At 66.7% G+C, this 17,437-nt stretch carries 21 protein-coding genes; 8 read left to right on the top strand and 13 right to left on the bottom strand.

The window, feature by feature from the left end; genetic code table 11:
- Positions 1-29: 29 nt before the first annotated feature.
- A complete protein-coding gene (locus AC50X9_RS19055) occupies positions 30-674 on the bottom strand; it encodes a DNA alkylation repair protein (RefSeq protein ID WP_494896230.1) in 645 nt (214 codons plus the stop codon).
- A 143-nt stretch (positions 675-817) separates the two neighbouring features.
- Between AC50X9_RS19055 and AC50X9_RS19050 the strand changes: the two genes are divergently transcribed.
- Entirely contained in the window at positions 818-1,636 is an 819-nt protein-coding gene (locus tag AC50X9_RS19050; protein WP_494896200.1) for a CPBP family intramembrane glutamic endopeptidase, read from the top strand.
- Positions 1,637-1,713: 77 nt separating this feature from the next.
- Here AC50X9_RS19050 and AC50X9_RS19045 read toward each other — a convergent pair whose 3' ends face one another.
- Entirely contained in the window at positions 1,714-2,613 is a 900-nt protein-coding gene (locus tag AC50X9_RS19045; protein WP_494896198.1) for a diacylglycerol kinase catalytic domain-containing protein, read from the bottom strand.
- A 9-nt stretch (positions 2,614-2,622) separates the two neighbouring features.
- Complete coding sequence (locus AC50X9_RS19040) at positions 2,623-3,684, bottom strand: SPFH domain-containing protein (protein ID WP_494896196.1); 1,062 nt, start codon at positions 3,682-3,684, stop codon at positions 2,623-2,625.
- Between the two features lie 104 nt (positions 3,685-3,788).
- On the opposite strand from AC50X9_RS19040, the gene AC50X9_RS19035 reads away from it, so the two are divergent.
- Together AC50X9_RS19035 and AC50X9_RS19030 are read left to right on the top strand one after the other, a co-directional pair.
- On the top strand, positions 3,789-4,523 hold the full coding sequence (locus tag AC50X9_RS19035; RefSeq protein WP_494896194.1) for an NUDIX hydrolase: 735 nt from the start codon (positions 3,789-3,791) through the stop codon (positions 4,521-4,523).
- A 314-nt stretch (positions 4,524-4,837) separates the two neighbouring features.
- On the top strand, positions 4,838-5,575 hold the full coding sequence (locus AC50X9_RS19030) for a hypothetical protein (RefSeq protein WP_494896192.1): 738 nt from the start codon (positions 4,838-4,840) through the stop codon (positions 5,573-5,575).
- A gap of 20 nt (positions 5,576-5,595) precedes the next feature.
- On the opposite strand, the gene AC50X9_RS19025 is transcribed toward AC50X9_RS19030, so the two are convergent.
- From AC50X9_RS19025 to AC50X9_RS19005, 5 genes are all read right to left on the bottom strand, one after another.
- Positions 5,596-5,868, bottom strand: a complete 273-nt coding sequence (locus tag AC50X9_RS19025) for an SHOCT domain-containing protein (protein ID WP_494896190.1) — start codon at positions 5,866-5,868, stop codon at positions 5,596-5,598.
- 204 nt (positions 5,869-6,072) lie between these two features.
- On the bottom strand, positions 6,073-6,924 hold the full coding sequence (locus AC50X9_RS19020; protein WP_494896188.1) for a F510_1955 family glycosylhydrolase: 852 nt from the start codon (positions 6,922-6,924) through the stop codon (positions 6,073-6,075).
- A 77-nt stretch (positions 6,925-7,001) separates the two neighbouring features.
- The gene (locus AC50X9_RS19015; RefSeq protein WP_494896186.1) at positions 7,002-7,610 is read right to left on the bottom strand and encodes a DUF305 domain-containing protein; all 609 of its coding nucleotides are present in this window, start codon (positions 7,608-7,610) and stop codon (positions 7,002-7,004) included.
- 130 nt (positions 7,611-7,740) lie between these two features.
- On the bottom strand, positions 7,741-8,217 hold the full coding sequence (locus AC50X9_RS19010) for a hypothetical protein (protein WP_494896184.1): 477 nt from the start codon (positions 8,215-8,217) through the stop codon (positions 7,741-7,743).
- 352 nt (positions 8,218-8,569) lie between these two features.
- On the bottom strand, positions 8,570-8,914 hold the full coding sequence (locus tag AC50X9_RS19005; RefSeq protein ID WP_494896182.1) for a heavy-metal-associated domain-containing protein: 345 nt from the start codon (positions 8,912-8,914) through the stop codon (positions 8,570-8,572).
- Positions 8,915-9,347: 433 nt separating this feature from the next.
- Here AC50X9_RS19005 and AC50X9_RS19000 point away from each other — a divergent pair, with 433 nt between their 5' ends.
- The 3 genes from AC50X9_RS19000 (at position 9,348) to AC50X9_RS18990 (ending at position 14,003) form a co-directional block, all read left to right on the top strand.
- Positions 9,348-11,867, top strand: a complete 2,520-nt coding sequence (locus tag AC50X9_RS19000; protein WP_494896180.1) for a heavy metal translocating P-type ATPase — start codon at positions 9,348-9,350, stop codon at positions 11,865-11,867.
- A 12-nt stretch (positions 11,868-11,879) separates the two neighbouring features.
- On the top strand, positions 11,880-13,241 hold the full coding sequence (locus AC50X9_RS18995; RefSeq protein ID WP_494896178.1) for a phenylacetate--CoA ligase family protein: 1,362 nt from the start codon (positions 11,880-11,882) through the stop codon (positions 13,239-13,241).
- Positions 13,242-13,457: 216 nt separating this feature from the next.
- Positions 13,458-14,003, top strand: a complete 546-nt coding sequence (locus tag AC50X9_RS18990) for a flavodoxin domain-containing protein (RefSeq protein WP_494896176.1) — start codon at positions 13,458-13,460, stop codon at positions 14,001-14,003.
- Positions 14,004-14,070: 67 nt separating this feature from the next.
- On the opposite strand, the gene AC50X9_RS18985 is transcribed toward AC50X9_RS18990, so the two are convergent.
- From AC50X9_RS18985 to AC50X9_RS18965, 5 genes are all read right to left on the bottom strand, one after another.
- Complete coding sequence (locus AC50X9_RS18985) at positions 14,071-14,523, bottom strand: MFS transporter (RefSeq protein ID WP_494896174.1); 453 nt, start codon at positions 14,521-14,523, stop codon at positions 14,071-14,073.
- On the bottom strand, positions 14,520-14,768 hold the full coding sequence (locus tag AC50X9_RS18980) for a hypothetical protein (RefSeq protein ID WP_494896172.1): 249 nt from the start codon (positions 14,766-14,768) through the stop codon (positions 14,520-14,522). The genes AC50X9_RS18985 and AC50X9_RS18980 overlap by 4 nt, the downstream gene beginning before the upstream one ends.
- A gap of 4 nt (positions 14,769-14,772) precedes the next feature.
- Positions 14,773-14,895 (bottom strand): hypothetical protein, encoded by a 123-nt coding sequence (locus AC50X9_RS18975; protein ID WP_494896170.1) that lies wholly within the window; start codon positions 14,893-14,895, stop codon positions 14,773-14,775.
- Between the two features lie 63 nt (positions 14,896-14,958).
- A complete protein-coding gene (locus AC50X9_RS18970) occupies positions 14,959-15,102 on the bottom strand; it encodes a hypothetical protein (protein WP_494896168.1) in 144 nt (47 codons plus the stop codon).
- Entirely contained in the window at positions 15,099-16,004 is a 906-nt protein-coding gene (locus AC50X9_RS18965; RefSeq protein ID WP_494896166.1) for an amidohydrolase, read from the bottom strand. Before AC50X9_RS18965 ends, AC50X9_RS18970 begins: the two co-directional genes overlap by 4 nt.
- Positions 16,005-16,173: 169 nt before the next feature.
- On the opposite strand from AC50X9_RS18965, the gene AC50X9_RS18960 reads away from it, so the two are divergent.
- On the top strand, positions 16,174-16,419 hold the full coding sequence (locus tag AC50X9_RS18960; RefSeq protein WP_494896164.1) for a hypothetical protein: 246 nt from the start codon (positions 16,174-16,176) through the stop codon (positions 16,417-16,419).
- Positions 16,420-16,451: 32 nt separating this feature from the next.
- Positions 16,452-17,033: a dihydrofolate reductase family protein gene (locus AC50X9_RS18955; protein WP_494896162.1), complete on the top strand. Its 582-nt coding sequence runs from the start codon at positions 16,452-16,454 to the stop codon at positions 17,031-17,033.
- Positions 17,034-17,437 lie beyond the last annotated feature (404 nt).

Below are 17,437 nucleotides of genomic sequence, written 5' to 3'. Positions count from 1 at the left end.
GCGGCCCGAGCATATGCGCGGTCCTCCTCCTACTTGTCGGGCTGTCGGCGCACCATCTCCGTGATCCAGGCGGGCGCGAACGGGGACGTGCAACCCGGGGGAGTTGGGTAGTCCTTGAGCACTTGCAGGCGCTCACCGATGTCGAGTGCGCGGGCGCGGTGCCCGGCGTGCTCGATTCCGATCTGCGCCAGGCAGTGGTTCATCGCCCACTGCAGGCGGTCCGGGGCGTCCTTCATCTCCGCCTCGATGACGTCGAGCAGTCCTGGCAGGTCGAGGCCCTCGGGCTTCTTCGCCACCCGTTCGGTGGTCAGCGCCCAGCCGGCACTCGCAACCACCGGATCCGGATCGGCGGACCACGCCAGGCGTAGCTCCTCGGAGAGCGGGTTCTTCTTCACCACGTAGTTCACGAGCCAGTCATGCACCTTTGGTGTCCGCGCCGCGCGCAGCATGCTGTCCAACTCGTCACGCTCGAACGCCTTCGGCCGACAGATCAGGATCGCCAGCAGTCTCGCCGCGGTGTCACCCGTCTCCCAGAGCTGGCGCGCGAGGTCCTGCTGCGTCTTCAGCCGTTTCGCAAGCGCGCGCAGTTTGCTGAGGTTCACGCCGTGATCGTCACCGTGTCTCTCGTTCACCTCGCGTGCCCGCGGGTCCTCGAGCGAGGCCAGCTCGGCCATCACTTCGGCCGCTGTTGTCTCTGTCAGCGTCTCGGCCACTGTAGCCTCCTGTCAGTCACGTGTGGTCTTGAGCTTACAAGGCACAGTGAGCGAGCTGGCAGGCAAGCGTTCCGCACGCGGGCCATCGCTGACATGCTGGTGGGGTGACCACGATCTTGACGCAACCGCCACGTACCGCGCTGACTTGGAAGCTTGTGCCAGCGGTGTTGCTCTCGGTCTCCGGAGTGCTGCTTTTCGGCGTCGAAAATGACCTCATGGGCTACAGCATGCTCGCGTTGAGCGTGGTCTCTGCCGCTCTGATCGACCGCGAATTCGTTCGGCACCTTGCGCTGGTGGCGGCGGGAATGGTCGTCATCAGCGTGGTTCCCCTGAACGCTGATTTGAGCCTGACGCACATGGTGCTGATGGGGGGAGTCCTTGCGTTGGCCGTGCTCGTGCCGTGGCTGGTGTCGCGGTTTGTCTACCGCGAGAAGATCATCAAATTCCCGGTGAAAACGGGCCACAAATGGCCCCTGGCCGCGAAACTGTACTTGCTCGGTGTGGTGGCACTCGCTTACCTGATCCTGCCGGTCTACTTGATCCGCACCGGGGTGTATCAGAACTGGCCGGATGCCTCCGAACCCACCATCTTCTGGCGGCTCTTTCTCGGCGTGAACGCCGTGGGAATTTGGGACGAGCTGTTCTTCATCTGCACATCCTTTACGCTGCTGCGGCGGCACTTCCCCGACTGGCTCGCCAACATCTTGCAGGCCGTGGTCTTTTCGTCATTCCTGTGGGAAATCGGCTACCAGGCCTGGGGCCCGCTGCTTACGTTCCCGTTCGCGCTGCTCCAGGGCTACACGTTCAAGCTGACAAAGTCGTTCACCTACGTCGTGACGGTGCACCTGCTCTTCGACTTCGTTCTGTTCCTCGCGCTGGTGCACGCGCACAACCGCGACTGGCTGCCGATCTTTTTCTATTAGGCCCGGCTCCGGCGAAACTGTCAGGCACGAGCGAATCACAGTCCAGTGAAGCAAGGGCCTGTGTCAGTGGGCTGGGTCTACCCCACCAGCCGCAGCGGCCGGTCGCCCAACCGGACCGTGATTTCCTGGCCCCAGGACGCGGTGAGACGGTCGTCTTCCATACCGTCGCCGAACACCACGAGCTGATCCGATGCCACGGAAACGCGGAGCGTTTCTCCCGGCTCCAGGGCACCCTCGGTCAGCGCGGTTCCGGTGATGGGGGAGGGCCAGGCCTCGCGGACGAACCACGCGAGCCGGGGATCCGTGGGTGCCGGCAAGGCACGACCTCCGCGTTCCAGGGCGATGGATGCGCACCAGCCGGTCGCGCCCGTTCCCGTGGAGACGATCAGGCCCGACGAGGAATGGCGCTCGGCCCGGCCGTCGGGGGTGGTGAGCTGGTACCGGGCCGACTGGTGCGAGGCGTGCCCGATGAAGACCTCATTGAGTCCCGAGAGTTCCTGCCCGTCGTCGAGCCGTGCTGTCACAGTGGCGAGTTCATGGCAGCGCAGCCGCTCCGCCGGGCCGGCTTGGCCGGCCGCCTGCAGCAGCTTCGCCGCCGCGCCGGGCGTGTGCCGGACCAGGACACCCGGATTGGCTCCCGGCTCCGGATCGATCCCGATAACGGGCTGGCCCTTGAGATACTTTGCCGCGTTCGCCACCAGCCCGTCCTGGCCCACCACCGCGATGATGTCCTCCGGGGTGAGCAGGAAGCGGCTCAAGTCCGCGCGCTCCACCTCGGCGGAACGCCACTCGGCCGGCACGGCTGCTCGGACGGTCGCCAGGGCCCCAATGAACCGGTCGTGGCGCTGCTGGACATCCTGGATGGTGCGGCCGCGCATGCGGAGGAAGAATTCGGCCTGGCCGCGGGTGGCGTGCCGGTCCAGGAGTTCCTGCAGCTCGGTCCGCCGGTGGACGATGACGAGGCGGGGGGTTGCCATGGCCGGACCTTAGTTCCCAACCCGGCCGGCGGTCCCGCCCGCGAGACCGGCCGGCCCAGCACCCGGGACCGCCCCCGCGGGCTCCCTGATCAGTCCGGTGAGCGCCGCGCTGAGCAGGTCCGGGGTGATGGTGAGGTTGCCGATGTTCGGCAGTGACCCGGCTGCGTCGCGGAGGGCCAGCGCCAGCAGCGTGGCCTGCTCCATGCCGCTGTAGATCTGCATGGTGGCCGCCTCTCGTGCGGCGGCCGCCTCGCCCACCAGACGGATCTGGTTCGCTTCCGCGGAGGCGTTGATGCCCTGGCGTTCGGCTGAAGCCTGCGCCTCAATGAGGCCCGCGGCGGCCTTTTCCTCGGCCTGGCGCCGCGCGTTGGCGCCTTCCTGGGCGACCAGGTGTTCGCGGCGGGTGGCCAGTTCGATCTGGCTCGCCATCTCGTTCTCGGAGATGGTCCGTTCCCGTTCGACGGCGACAGCCCGGCGTTCGTACACGGCCCGGTCAGCTTCGGCCTGGAGCTGTTCCCGGACCGGCGTCTGCAATGCCCGCTCGACGTCGGACTCCGGCCGGACCGCCAGAACCTGCACCGCCAGGATCTCGATGCCGGTGGACTGAAGCCGGGTGTCCGCCCGGAGGGCTTCACTGAGGACGTTGCGGAGCTGGCTGACCCCGCGTGCCAGGGCCTCGGCGAGTGTGGTCGTGGCGATCTGGTCGATGGCGTGGCTCTGGCACAGCTGGCCGATGATGGTGGCCACCTGTTCCTTCCCGGCCGCCTGGCCCGCGCCGGTCGGCTGGAGGCCGAAGTCGAGCCGGGTGGAGACGGACACCGGGTCGATGAAGCGGTAGGTGACGTTGGCCTGGACGCTGACGTCCTGGTGGTCCCGGGTAATGGCGTGGAAGAGCGTGGGCAGTTCCTGGTCGTCCACGGGGACCTCGCTGAGCACGGAGTTCGCCGGCCGGAACCAGAAGGCCTGTCCCACCCCCTGGTGCCTGACCCTCCCCTTCTGCAGGTGGACGACGTGGCCGGTGGGGCTGCCCAGAAAGTGGCTGATCCAGGGGAAGCGCTTGATGCTTGCCATGGGATTCTCCTTACCCTAAATGTTGTCGTCAATATGACGATAATTGAACGATATGGCTGCTCCGATTTATTGTCAAGGTGACGATAAATACCTACTATGGGTTCATGCCTGAATCCAGTCCGGGGCCCGCGTGCTTCCCGGTGACGGTCGACGTCGTCGCCCTCACCGTGGCCAACGACGTCCTGAACGTCTTGCTTGTCACCCGGCTCATCGAGCCCTTCCGCGGCAGGCTCGCCCTGCCGGGCGGTTTCGTGCTGCCCGGCGAGGACCTGGTGACGGCGGCCAGCCGCGAACTGGCGGAGGAAACCGGCGTCGAGCGGATCCCTGGCCATCTGGAACAGCTGGGGAGCTACGGCCCGGCGGGGCGCGACCCGCGCGGGGACGTGCTCACGGTGGCCTACCTGCTGCTCGCCCCCAATTTTCCAGTCCTGTCCGCCGGGAGCGACGCCGAGCACGCCGCCTGGTATCCGGTCAGCCAGGTCCTGGATGGCGAATTGCGGCTCGCCTTTGACCACGAGCGAATCCTGGCCGACGCCGTGGAACGGGCAAAGTCCAAACTCGAGTACTCGCCGCTGGGGGTGGCCTTTTGCGGCGAGGAGTTCACCGTCGCCCAGCTCCGGGCCGTGTATGAGGCCGTCTGGGGCGTACGCCTGGACCCCCGGAATTTCCACCGCAAGGCCACCGGAAACCCTGGCTTTCTGGAAGACACGGGGCGGATGACCACGGGCGACGCCGGCCGCCCTGCGGCGCTCTTCCGGCTGGCCGCGGCCGCCCGGCCCGACGCGGGCCAGCCGACGCGGGCCGTACTCAACCCGCCGCTCATGCGGCCGCGTGACTGACGCCGCACGCACCGACCGAATCTGGCGGGGAGTCCCTGGAAGAACGACTGCTCGGGAATCCGAGGCACCGGGAATCGAACCGCCGCAGTCTGTTCCGCATCCCTGTACGACAGCCAATCTTTGGCAATGATCGCCCCTACCCGCTTGCCCGGGGCGCCGTATACCTTTTCACTCCCAGGCTCGTAATCTTGTTGTTAGGGGCGGGTCAAAACTCGCCCGCTCCAGCCAGATGGAAGCAATGGAAGGCCTGGCGATGCGTCCCCTCGGGGTCACTGGCCACGTTGGGGTGCCGCCGGCCTGGAGAGGAGAACGCGATGGAAACGCGTGTGGAACCAGGAGCACTCTGGGGGAAGACCGGCGCGATTGCGCTTCCCCTCGGCGTTGTCCTGCTGGTGGCTGCCACGGCTGTGCACCCGTCCCGGGAAGATGTCATGAACAATACGGCGGTCTTTAGGGAGTACGCGCAGAGCGACGACTGGATTGCCATCCACTTCACGCAGTGGGTCGCCGGACTGGTGTTCTTCGGCGGGCTGGTGGCTCTGTACTTTGCCATGACCGCCAAGCGGGAAGGGCCAACTGCGCTGGCACGCTTCGGCCTGGCAGCGGTCGCGCTGACAGCGGCGGCCATCACCATGCTTCAGGCGGTGGACGGTGTTGCACTCAAATGGGCCGTTGATGCCTGGACGGATGCTCCCGCTGATCAGGAATCTTCAGCGTTTGCGGCCGCAATGGGGTTGAGATGGACTGAATATGCGCTGCAGAGCTATTCCAACATCCTGCTCGGGCTCACGCTGATTTTCTTTGGTCTGGCTATCGCCTATGGCAACGCCTATGCCCGCTGGCCGGGGTGGCTGGCGGCGGGCTCGGGGGTCGCCTGGATCATCCACGGCCTGATGGTTTCCTACGTGGGCCTGTTCGACTCGGCGCCCCGTCTGGCGGCACTGGTGCTCATGGCCGTCTGGGCGTTCGTCATGGCCTTTCAACTGTGGCCGAGCGGCCGCCGCGGACGTGCTGCCCGCACTGCGGCCCCCGCGGGCCCGGTCACCGCATAGTTCGGTAGTCGGATTGCACCCTACGGGCCCTCGCCGAGCACTTTGAGGTGTTCGCGGTACTGGTCCGCGGTGAGTTCTCCCCTCGCAAAACGCTCGTCGAGGATCTGGCGGGCCCGGCTCCCTCCGATAGGCGGCGGACCGCCTGGCCCCTGGGGGCCCGGCGGCCCGTAGCCACTGCGGAAGCCGCCGCCAGCGACCCTGACGGCAAGCAGCACCAGCAGCGCGATCCCGATGAGCAGCAGGGGAACCCAGAGCCACATCCACCACATGCCTTGTCCGTAACCCCACATCATGGCCGGCACCTTTCACCTCAGAGACTGACTCCAAGTCTTAGCGCGGCGTCGGCCGACGGGTAGAGTCCGAGGTCCCGGTCCACCCGCGCCGGTGTATCGGGCGGCCTCGACTCGGGCAGGTTCTGGCGGCTGCGGCGAGCACAATACGCCGGCGAGTTGGATGACCGTCCGAACAGGACCATGAACAGGTCAAGCGTCGTGCGGTCAGGAGGCGTCCGCGGGACGGAACGTGACTCCGCCGTCGGTGGAGACGATAAGCCCGCTGGTCGTGGCGGCCCAGATCGATGGAGCTGCCTCCGGGCCCTTCACTGCAGCCACCGCCTGGACCCTGTCTTGAATTCTGCCCTTCCGGGTCCAGGTCACGCCGGCGTCCGCGGAGGAATGGACTGTCCCGTCGGGTTCGACTCCAACAGCCTCCGCAGAGCTGGCGAAAGCAGCGAACTGGACCACGGGGCCGGAATCCACCGTCGTCCAGGTCTTACCGCCGTCCNCCAGGACAGTGTCGCTGGTGGGGTTTCCGGCGAGGACTGCCGGGACGAAATCCGCGGCCACCGTGTTCCAGGTCTTTCCGTCCGGGCTGGTGCGCAGTGCGCCGTCGAAGCCGAGGACTCCGGATTTGGTTGCGGTGAGTGCGTGGAAGTCGGATTCACCCTGACGGGAGAGCTTTTCCCACGTTTTTCCGGTGTCGGTGGATCTGATCAGCCCAAGCGGGTTGGCCAGGTCGGAGCCTTCTCCGGGGTGGCCGGACGCGTAGAGGACGCCGTGGTCGGTGCCGGCGGTGAAACCCATCAAATCGCTGGTGGGACCGATTTTGACGGCGGGCTGCTTCGTCATGTCGAACAGCCCATCGTGGGTGGCCAGGAGCACCTGGCCGGTTGTGCTGCTGACGCTCAGCCCGTGAACGTGGGCATCAGGCAAGGTGATGCCGGTGTTGCCTGCAGCTGCGGGTTCTGGCGGGAGGTTGGTCGGGCTGCATGCTGACAGGGCAAAGAGGAGGCCTGCGCCGACTGCCAGAACGGCTGCGGCGCGGACCCGGGGACGGGAGGGGTTGGGCATGGGAACTCCAGGGATTCAGGTGGGAATGGCAGGGGGTGGGTGCCGGCCCGTGACGGGCCGGCACCGGGGGACACCGGTCAGAGGGTCGCCAGCAGGTCCTGCATTTCCTTGATTTCAGCTTCCTGCGCGGTCGCGACGTTCTTGCTGAGTTTGATCGCGTCAGCGTTCCTGCCCTGGGACATTTCGGTCTGGGCCATCATCACCGCACCCTGGTGGTGGGCGATCATCTGCTTCAGGAAGAGCGTCGCTGCTTCGGTGCCCTGGGCGGATTCGAGCTTCTTCAGGTCGTCCGCGCCCATCATGCCGTCCATGGTGTGGCCGGAGGCCATGGTCGCGGATTCGTTCCAGCTCTTCAGCCAACCGGTCATCGTCTCGATCTCCGGTGCCTGGGCCGCCTTGATCCTGTTAGCCAGGTCCGTGACTGACGTGGGGATGCCCTTCTTCTGAAGCATCATCTCGCTCATTTCCACGGCCTGTTCGTGGTGCGGGATCATTCCCTGGGCGAACATGGTGTCGGCCTCGTTGTGGTCGGTAGCGGCAGCCGGTGCACTGCTGGACATCATCCCCGGACCCATTCCCGGCATGGAGCTGGCGGACGGTGCGGATGAGCCGGTTGAACAGCCGGCGAGGACGAGTGCCCCGGCGATGGCGGTCGCGGAAAGGGTTAGAAACTTCTTGTTCATCATGGCTATTAGAGTCCTTCAAGACATCAGTGGGCGCCTGGGCGCCGCGGGAGTGTGCATCGGTGATGCGCCCGAATCCAATGAGAGTCAGGCAGGGGCGGGCGCCGGGGAGCTCACAGCGCGGGGCCCTGTCTTACGTTCTGCTGATGCAGAGCTCGCCGGGCGAAGGACTGCCGGGAAGATAGGTCCACCGGGCGCTGATCGCGGTGAGGGTCACTGCGTTGGTGTTCCGGGCGATGATTCCGGTGCCCGGCAGCGGGGCGGCCAGGGAGCCGGTCTTCGCTGACGGGGTGCAGCCGGCGGACATGGACTGCATGCTCCTGCAGTTGTCCAAGTCTGTGCACTTGACGGTCCGGGCACCCGCTTCGTCCTGCCCGGCGGGCATCTCCTGGGCAGACGATGGTCCGGGAGGATGTACTCCTGCGTGGCCGGAAGGGGATGAGCCGTGATGGGCGCTCGCGGCTGGTGCCGCCGTGGCAGGGGAGTGCATGGCGTGGGTGGCGGTCATGACGTGCATGCCGAAAATTCCTGCGATGAGGGCCAGTACCGCGGTAAACAGGCCCGCACGTTGAAGGAACGCGATCGCGGGGGCGTGTGCCGGTGCGGTCATGACGGTCCTCCCTTCCATGGCGGGCTTTCTGTTCAAGGCTACCGGCCCTGTGGCAGGGCACGTACCGTACGGCGATCCTGCAGTGGTTCTGTTACGGCCGGCTGCCGGTGCAGGTGATCAAGTCGGATCGTTTGGAGCACTGGTGGCCGGCCGGATCCGGCGGCACTGCACTGTTCGGGGCACTCGGGCTTCTGGCATCCATCCCCCACCTCCACCGGAGGGGACGTGACCCCGGACCCGGTCCCCACCACGGGCCACACCGGCGAGCCCACCAGAGGCCACTGAGCACCGAGGAATTCCCGGGACACCCGGGAAGCACGGCCTTCACCGGGGCTAAAGGGCCGCGGAAAGGCTACTTCGCACCGGTCAGGACGTAGCCGGAGGAGCGCACGGCCTCAGCCAGCGCCTCCTGGTCGGCGGTACCGGTGACGCTGAGCCGCGACGTGCCGCCCGGGACCAGGTCTACTGCCGCTGAATGGACCCCGGATACCCGGGACACGGCCTTTTCGACGGTCTGGACGCAGTGTCCGCAGGTCAGCCCTTCCAGTGCGTACCGCGCGCCGGACGCCTGAACTTCCGACGGTCCCGAGGCCGGCACCGCCGCGTTCGATTCGGCGGAGGGCGAGCAGCAGCTGCAGCCGTGCTGCGCGGTTGATGCCAGTGGGAGTTGGGTTCGTGTTTCGGTTGTTCCGCACATGTCAGTTTTCCTTCGAAGCGAGGGATAAGTGGGGCTGTTGTGGTTGAACGGCTGTAGCGGCCTGGGGCCCGGACAAACCTCGTCACTGACAACAGTCCTAGGATACCCCCTAGGGGTATCGCCCGCAAGGGGTGGCTCTGCCGCCCCTGGCGAAGGGACCAAAGACTCTGACGCTGCCGGTTGCGCGGGGTGATAGTGAAGCGCAGGGGCGCCCTCGCCCCTGCGCCAGGCCGTGATGATGTGGCGGGGCAGGGCAGGGGCGACCGGGAGGGCCCGTTGACGTATACCCCGAGGGGTATATTTGAGGTAAACCGGAAAATGACGTCCAGGGCCAAGGCTCCCAGGCGGTGAGGACGGACCCACGGTTGGACCGAGCCCGCAGTGCTCCCGGATTCTGCTGCCGTCCTGCAGAAGTTGAGCTGAAGGAGGAGCAGTGACCACGCATCTGAAGCGCACCGTCGTGGAGGTGCGCGGCCTGCACTGGGCCACCTCCAAGGCGGTCGTGGAACACGTCCTGCTGCAGCGGCCCGGTGTGGCCGCCGTCGACGCGAACCCGGTCGGCCAGACCGCGACCGTGAGCTTTGACCCGTCAGTGACTTCCGTGGAGCAGATCTCGGGGTGGATCCGGGAGTGCGGATACCATTGCCGGGGCGAATCGGTCCCCAACCACGTCTGTTACCCAGTGGATGAACCAGGGCGCACCCTCCACGCCGCCAGGACCGCACAGCCAATCGAGCATGTGCACCCCACGGAGCCTCATCACGAGGGAATCCACCCGGGCCTTGCGCCGGAAGGGGTGGGACCCCGCCCGGGCCATGCCCATCCTCCGGCGGACAGCCATGCCGGCCACGGCCCGGGGCCGCACCCCGAGAAGACCCGGACCCCGCAGGACATGATGGGCCACGGCGGGCACCATGGCGGAATGTCGATGGATGACATGGTCAAGGACATGCGCAACCGGTTCCTGGTCGCCGCCATCCTGTCAGTAGGAGTGACGCTCTGGTCCCCAATGGGCCGGGACATGTTCGGCTTCACCGCACCGACCCCGTTCGGGCTTCGTGACGACATCATGGCCCTGATCCTGTCCCTTCCGGTCATCTTCTATTCGGCCTGGATCTTCTTTGACGGCGCCTACCGGGCACTGAAGGCCCGCACGCTGGACATGATGGTCCTGGTCGCGATCGCCGTGGGCACCGGATGGCTCTACAGCGTCTGGGTCTCCTTCACCGGCGGCGGTGAAGTGTTCTACGAAGCCGCCACTGTCCTGACCTCCTTTGTGCTGCTGGGCCACTGGTTCGAGATGCGCGCACGGGGCGGGGCGAACGAGGCCATCCGCACACTGCTCGAGCTGGCGCCGCCGGTCGCGGTCGTCATCCGCGACGGCGGCACAGTCGAGATCCCCACCTCGGAAGTCCAGGCCGGGGACCTGCTGCTGGTCCGGCCGGGATCGAAAATCCCTGTTGACGGGCAGGTTGAGGACGGCCAGTCGGAGGTCGATGAGTCCATGGTCACCGGCGAGAGCCTTCCGGTGACCAAAACCATCGGCGCGGAAGTCATCGGCGCGTCCATCAACACCACCGGGACGATGCGGGTCCGGGCCACCAAGGTCGGAGCCGACACTGCCCTGGCGCAGATCGTGGCCCTCGTCCAGGAGGCCCAGAATTCCAAGGCGCCGGGCCAGCGGCTGGCCGACCGGGCCGCGTTCTGGCTGGTCCTGGTCGCCCTCATCGGCGGAAGCCTGACATTCGCCGTCTGGCTCGCTCTCGGCGCCGGAGTCCAGACGGCCCTGCTGTTCGCAATCACCGTTGTCGTGATCACCTGCCCCGACGCGCTGGGGCTTGCCACGCCGACGGCGATCATGGTCGGCACCGGCCTCGGCGCCAAGCGGGGCGTCTTGTTCAAGAACGCGACCGCCCTGGAAGTCTCCGCCCGGATCGACACCGTCGTGATGGACAAAACGGGCACCCTGACCAAGGGCGAACCGGAAGTGACCGACGTCGTCGTCGAGGGAATCGGCCACAGCGAACTCCTGACCCTGGTCGCCGCGGTGGAGCAGGAATCCGAACACCCGCTGGCCGCGGCCGTGGTCCGGTACGCGCAAGAACACGGCGCACCCGTCCTGGCTGCCTCGGATTTCCTGAACGTTCCCGGTCACGGGGCCGGCGCTACCGTGGACCGGCGACGGGTGCTGGTCGGCAACCGCAAACTCATGTCCGACGAAGGGATCGATCTGGGTCCGCTGGCCGCGGTGCGCGATGAGCTTGCCGACAGTGGACGGACCGCCGTGCTCGTCGCCGTCGACGGCAAGGCCGCGGCGGTGATCGCCCTGGCGGATGCCGCCAGGGACACCGCGGCCGCGGCAATCGCGGCCCTGCACGAAGCCGGGATCGAGGTCGTCATGCTCACCGGCGACAACGAAGCGACCGCCCGGAGGATCGCCGGCCAGCTGGGCATCGACACCGTCATCGCCGAGGTGCTTCCCGGCGACAAATCGGCGAAGGTAGCCCAGCTTCAACAGGCGGGGAAGAAAGTCGCCATGGTCGGCGACGGCGTCAACGACGCCCCGGCGCTGGCGCAGGCCGACCTCGGCATCGCGATCGGCGCGGGCACCGATGTGGCCATCGAAACGGCCGACGTCGTGCTGATGCGCTCGGACCCGCTGGATGTGCCGATCGCCCTGCGGATCGGCAAAGGCACCCTGCGCAAGATGCGGCAGAACCTGGGCTGGGCCGTGGGGTACAACGCGATAGCCCTGCCGATCGCAGCAGGGGTCTTCGCCTTCGCAGGCGTCGTCCTCAGCCCGGAGATCGCGGCCCTGTCGATGTCCGGGTCCAGCTTCCTGGTCGCCGTCAACGCCCTGCTGCTCAAGAGGCTCAGGCTGCCCCGGCCGGAAACACCCGAGGCCACCACCGCGCAGGCTGACCGGCCGCTGGCCCCGGCCGGGAACCGCTAAGCCCACACCGCCATGGACATCCGCCTCATCTCCCGGGTGCTGTTGCTTCGGGCCGCGTGGCGGCGACGGGACCACTGGGACGCCGCCAGGATCACCGCGCACCAGGACCACGCCCTGCGGGAGCTGCGCCGGGCAACCTACGCCGGCTCGGAGTTCTACCGGCGCCATCATGCCGGCCTGCACGAAGCCCCTCTGGAGCGTCTGCCGTCCGTGACGAAAGCGGATCTGATGGAGCACTTCGATGAGGCCGTCACGACACCGGTCCTGAGGCTGGCGGATCTGGAGAATCATCTGCGGCGCCTGACGCAAAGCGGTGGAGACCCCGGGGTCCCGTGGATGGGCCGGTGGTGGGCTGCGGCGACGGCCGGGACCACCGGCCGGCGCGGAACCTTCATCTGGAACCGTTCCGAATGGGCGACCGTCCTCGCCTCTTATGCCCGTGCCAACGACTGGGCCGGAATCTCCGTCGGGCCCACCCGCCCGGTGAAAATCGCGCTGGTCAGTTCCCGCGTCCCCACGCACCAGTCCGCCGTCGTCGGTGCCTCCCTGCGATCCGGACTCGTCCCCACCCTCCGCCTGGACGTCACGGCACCCCTGGACGAGACAGTCGCCGCGCTGAACCGGTTCCAGCCCAGGATCCTCGTCGGGTATGCCTCAGCACTGAGACCGCTGGCGGCAGAGCAGCGCGCCGGACGGCTGCGGATCTCACCGGAGGGCGTGATGTCCGCCTCCGAAGTACTCAGCCCACACACCGCCTGGGAACTGGAAGCGGCCTGGGGGAGTGCCCCCTTCGATGTCTACGCCGCCACCGAAACGGCCGGGATCGCCTCCCCCTGCACCCACCGGAACCGCCACGTCTACGAGGACCTGCTGATCATCGAACCCGTGGACCAAAATGGAACCCCCGTGCCCGCGGGGACAACCGGGGCCAAGCTCCTCGTCACAGTCCTGTTCTCCCGAACCCTGCCACTGATCCGCTACGAAATGTCCGACACCGTCAGGCTGGCCGGACGGGGATGCCCCTGCGGGCGTTCCTTCACCGTCCTGGAGGACATCGAAGGGCGGATCGAAGACGTCCTGCAGCTGCCAGGGAAGGCAGGCAATGTAAGTGTCCATCCGATCCTGTTCCACCATGTCCTCGACCAAGCCGCAGCCTCGGGGTGGCAGGTCATCCAGGAGGCTTCCGGACTGCGGGTCCTCATGGCAGGCCTCACATCCGGTGCCTCCACCGAAGGAGTCCGCGCCGCCGTAGCCGGCGCGCTCACCACGGCCGGGGTCAGTCCACTCCGGGTCGACGTGCAGCTGGTTGACCATGTTGAACGGACAGCCCTGGGGAAAGCACCGTTCGTGCGCAGGTCAACGGGCGGTCGATGACGCGTGTCCCAACCGCCGCTCATGCGGCCGCGTGACTGACGCGGGGACGGGCCGATCCAATGCTGCAAACGGTGCCTGTACGATCGCCGACGACGGGGCACAGCCTGTTGGTTCAGTGTCGGGCCAGGTCGGGACTTACGGCACGTTCCAGCCAGCGCTGGTTCCTAAAGACTGGAGTTGGCAGAAGGCAGAAGGCAGAAGGCAGGAGGCCTGATCATGACTGTGCTGGTTACCTATGCAAGTGCGCGGGGATCCACCCGGGAAATGGCTGAGCGCGTAGCCTCCCGGTTGGCGGTTGCGCTGGGCGAGGTGGAATGCCGGCCCGTGGAGGAAGTCGAGTCGGTTGCCGGCTATGACGCTGTCCTGGTCGGCAGCGCCATCCACAACCAGGCCTGGCTGCCCCCGGCTTCGCAGTTTTTCGCCCGCCAGGCGCCGGATCTGGCCCAACGACCCGTCTGGGCCTTCAGCGTGGGGATGGCTGACGCCCTGCCGAAGCTGTTTCGTAGGCGAGGCGCTGAACTGCAACAGAAACGCCTGGCAGGGGTTCTGTCCAACGAGGCTCCGCTTCGCGGCCACAAAGTCTTCTCCGGCGTCTACGAAGCCAGCCAGATGCCGGTACCGCTCCGGACCTTGTTCCGGCTCACCGGCGGCCGCTTCGGGGACTTGCGGGACTGGGCGGCCATCGACGCCTGGGCGGATCAGATCGCAGCTGAACTCGCAAAACCTGCTTCGCCGACGTCGCCGAGCAGCGTCACGCCATAGTTTCGCCCGCTCGGAGTGGCTGCCCCTGCAATTGGTGGCTGACGTCCCTAGCTGCCAATCGACGGCGTCACCGGGAACTCGGTCCGCTTGGCGGGCCGCTCGTCCGGCACGGTGACATGATGGCAATAATCGCGACGACCACCATAAACAGGTTGAACAAAATTCCCACGGCGCCGCCGAAGCGCAGGGCCACGTTTTCCTGGTTGCCGATGAACAGGCCCCACGATCGGATGGTATCCGGGTCCATGGACTGAGCGGCCACGTAGAGCGCCGCCGAGATGGCCACGCCCATCGCATTGCCCAGCGAAGAGGCCATCTTGTAGATGCCGGCGGCGGCCCCGGCCTCATCGTCCGGCACATTCGACAGGGCGGCATCCGTGGACGGCGTCGCATAGAAGCCGAGACCGATGCCGAACAAGGTGAAACCAATGACAGCGAGGATGATGTATTGCCCGATCAGGGTGAAGGTCATCGACGTCATCAGGATTCCGACGCCCGCGATGGCGCTGCCCCAGATCATCGGGCGCTTCGGCCCGAAACCTGAAGCAATTTCTCGCCGACGCGGATGGTGGAAAGGATCGCAATCAGGTATCCGAGGGTCAGCAGGCCGGACTGCAGCGAGGACATGCCGGCGGCGACCTGGACCAGGCCGAGCGTCTGCGCGAACAGCCAGAAATTGATGACGGCCAGGACAATCCCGATCAGCCAGGCATCGTTGGGCTTCCATTGGGTCCCGGTTTTGGCCGTGGACTGGGCAGTGCTCATAGTGCTAAGCCTCCTTGGAGAGGTACGACAGTGCGGCGACGACCTGGGTTTGGACGCCCATGGACAGCGTCGGGTCGATCACGGGGGCGAAGAAGGGGGAGTGGTTCCCCGGGATGTCCTGGGCCACCGTTCCCTTAGCGGCGGCGGCCCGGTACGTTTCCGGATCGACCCCGCCCAGAAGCCAGAACGATTACGGCACCCCGAAGGCATCCGGAATGCGGCTGAAGTCCTCCGACGCGGTCTGCGGTGTGGCACGGCTGACGGCGTCCGCCCCGAAGTGCGCGGTAAAGGCTTTGGTGACCTGGGCTGTGACAGCCTCATCGTTGCTGGTCAACGGGACTGGTCGTAAAACTCGAAGTCGGGTTCCTGCGGAGATCCGGCGGTAACGCACTCGCCCCGAACTATCCGTTCGATCGCCGCGAGCACCGTGGCTCGCACCTGGTTGTCGTAGGTGCGGATGTTCAGCAGGAGCGTCGCGCGGTCCGGAATGATGTTCGACGTCGCGCCGGCGTTCAGCGCGCCGACGGTGACCACGGCGAAGTCCCCGGGCTTTGTTTCCCGCGACACGATGGTCTGCAACCGGAGCACAATCGAGGAGGCCAGCACCACCGGGTCGATGGCCATGTGCGGCATCGAGCCGTGCGCACCTTTCCCGTAGACGGTGATCTTGAGCGAATCTCCGGCGGACAGGATCGGGCCCGGGGTGGTGGTCAGTGTCCCTGCCGCGAAGGGCATCACGTGCTGGGCGAGGGCGACGTCGGGCCGCGGCACCTTGGTGACCAACCCGTCGTCGACCATTGCCTTGGACCCTGCTGCCACCTCTTCGGCCGGCTGGAACAGTGCAATGTAGGTCCCAGCCCACGCGGCACGGCCGTCCGCCATGAGCTTGGCGGCACCGAGCAGTGTGCTGATGTGCACGTCGTGCCCGCATGCGTGCATGACCCCGGTCACGGTCGACGCATAGGGCAGGCCCGTTCCCTTGGTGACGGGGAGGGCGTCCATGTCGGCGCGGGCAAGGACGGTTGGGCCGGTTCCGTTGGCGAGGACGCCGACGACGCCGGTGCCGCCGACGCGGGTCACGGCATAGCCGAAGGCGGCGAGCTTCTCCTCGACGAGCTCCGAGGTCTTATGCTCCCCGAGGCTCAGTTCGGGATGACGGTGCAGGTGGGTGTACGTTTCGCGGAGCCAGACGAGCTCTGACTCGAGGCCTGCCAGGACTGTGTCGGTACTGCTCATGCGCTTCACGCTCTCGGAGCCCGGGCGCCTGCACCAGCGGGCGCAACTGACAGAATCAGGATAGACCCGGCGGCCGGATTCCGGTCCTAGCCTGAGGCTCAGATGGCCTAAACGGGCTCTTCAAGGTTCGTGGTGAAGGGCGCGGCGTCGCAGTGATGTGACGGGGCTCGTGGCCCTGCTGGAATGGGTGTTGCTAGAGACAACCGATCCTGAGGACCACGAGCCTGTGAACGAGCCTATGGGGCTGCCGCGTGATGCGGCGAGCCTGATCTTCAACTTGCCCGATTACCGCGTCATCGCCGCGGCCGATGTGCCCGGCGGTGGCCGCCGCGTGGAGGTGGAATCGCGCCGCGAGAGTCGCAGCGTGAACACCCTTCAGCAGGTCAACCCGCCACGAACCGCGAAGAGCCGCTAATCTGGGGGCACCCCAAAGCAAAGGAGAGCCCCATGGGCAAGGTGGTCATGTACAGCTCGGTGTCGGTGGACGGCTTCATCGCGGACGAGAATGACCAGCCCGGACCCCTGTTCGACTGGTTGACCAGCGGTGACGTGCCGTTGGACGAGAGCGGCGAGTTGAAGGTGTCGCAGACGTCCTACGACTACACCCGGCCGTACTGGGACCAGATCGGGGCGACCGTCGTCGGCCGCCACGTCTTCGACATGACGGACGGCTGGGACAGGAAGCCTCCGGGCGGGGTCGACCACGTGGTCGTCGTGACGCACCGGCCGGGGCCTGAGGGCTGGGACCCCGAGGCGCCGTTTCACTTCGTCGACGGCGTCGAGGCAGCCGTGGCCAAGGCGCAGGAGCTTGCGGGTGACCGCATGGTCGAGGTCGCTGCTGGCGACGTCGGTGGCCAGGTGCTTGCCGCGGGCCTGGTCGACGAGGTGCGCATGGACGTCGTACCCGTCGTGTTCGGGTCCGGCAAGCGCTACTTCGGGTCGGTCCAAGCGCAGCACCTGTTGCAGGATCCTGACGTGGTGATTCAGGGCAACCGGGTGCTTCACCTGCGCTATCGGGTGCGCCGTTGACCGATCTGAGCGGGTACGCAAAGAAGTCCACTGCGAACGGTGACACAAGATCGGGCCTCCGCTCGCTGGCCTAGCACCCGTGCGGCTGCCCGCCCGTGTACGTGCCGCCTTGGGGTAGGTGTCGTAGACGTCGCGCAGCGCGTCGAGCACCTGGTCTGCCGCCGTCGGCGCCCCCCCGGCGCCGCTCGAGCACCTGGTCGACGGTGACCAACGAGCGCAACTACCGATCCCGTATCCTGCTCAACAGCGCCGCGAGAGTCGCAGCGTGAACACCCTTCAGCAGGTCAATTCACCACGAACCGCGAAGAGATTCCCTAACGCTTGTCAAGCCTTTTTTGGCTCTGGACGACAGGCAGGGTTGAGTGCACCGTCACCTGTGTTCTGCCGGTGGCGGTGGGTGCTAT

The sequence above is a fragment of the Pseudarthrobacter sp. HLT1-3 genome (assembly GCF_059383535.1).
Note: the sequence above shows the minus strand (reverse complement) of the source record. Positions and strands in the feature narration are given on the sequence as shown.

What these genes read in the sequence shown, in the direction of transcription:
- AC50X9_RS19055 (WP_494896230.1), bottom strand. Translation starts at nt 674, where the DNA reads ATGGCCGAGCTGGCCTCGCTCGAGGACCCGCGGGCACGCGAGGTGAAC.
- AC50X9_RS19045 (WP_494896198.1), bottom strand. Translation starts at nt 2,613, where the DNA reads ATGGCAACCCCCCGCCTCGTCATCGTCCACCGGCGGACCGAGCTGCAG.
- AC50X9_RS19040 (WP_494896196.1), bottom strand. Translation starts at nt 3,684, where the DNA reads ATGGCAAGCATCAAGCGCTTCCCCTGGATCAGCCACTTTCTGGGCAGC.
- AC50X9_RS19035 (WP_494896194.1), top strand. Translation starts at nt 3,789, where the DNA reads ATGCCTGAATCCAGTCCGGGGCCCGCGTGCTTCCCGGTGACGGTCGAC.
- AC50X9_RS19030 (WP_494896192.1), top strand. Translation starts at nt 4,838, where the DNA reads ATGGAAACGCGTGTGGAACCAGGAGCACTCTGGGGGAAGACCGGCGCG.
- AC50X9_RS19025 (WP_494896190.1), bottom strand. Translation starts at nt 5,868, where the DNA reads ATGATGTGGGGTTACGGACAAGGCATGTGGTGGATGTGGCTCTGGGTT.
- AC50X9_RS19015 (WP_494896186.1), bottom strand. Translation starts at nt 7,610, where the DNA reads ATGATGAACAAGAAGTTTCTAACCCTTTCCGCGACCGCCATCGCCGGG.
- AC50X9_RS19010 (WP_494896184.1), bottom strand. Translation starts at nt 8,217, where the DNA reads ATGACCGCACCGGCACACGCCCCCGCGATCGCGTTCCTTCAACGTGCG.
- AC50X9_RS19005 (WP_494896182.1), bottom strand. Translation starts at nt 8,914, where the DNA reads ATGTGCGGAACAACCGAAACACGAACCCAACTCCCACTGGCATCAACC.
- AC50X9_RS18995 (WP_494896178.1), top strand. Translation starts at nt 11,880, where the DNA reads ATGGACATCCGCCTCATCTCCCGGGTGCTGTTGCTTCGGGCCGCGTGG.
- AC50X9_RS18990 (WP_494896176.1), top strand. Translation starts at nt 13,458, where the DNA reads ATGACTGTGCTGGTTACCTATGCAAGTGCGCGGGGATCCACCCGGGAA.
- AC50X9_RS18985 (WP_494896174.1), bottom strand. Translation starts at nt 14,523, where the DNA reads ATGATCTGGGGCAGCGCCATCGCGGGCGTCGGAATCCTGATGACGTCG.
- AC50X9_RS18980 (WP_494896172.1), bottom strand. Translation starts at nt 14,768, where the DNA reads ATGAGCACTGCCCAGTCCACGGCCAAAACCGGGACCCAATGGAAGCCC.
- AC50X9_RS18965 (WP_494896166.1), bottom strand. Translation starts at nt 16,004, where the DNA reads ATGAGCAGTACCGACACAGTCCTGGCAGGCCTCGAGTCAGAGCTCGTC.
- AC50X9_RS18955 (WP_494896162.1), top strand. Translation starts at nt 16,452, where the DNA reads ATGGGCAAGGTGGTCATGTACAGCTCGGTGTCGGTGGACGGCTTCATC.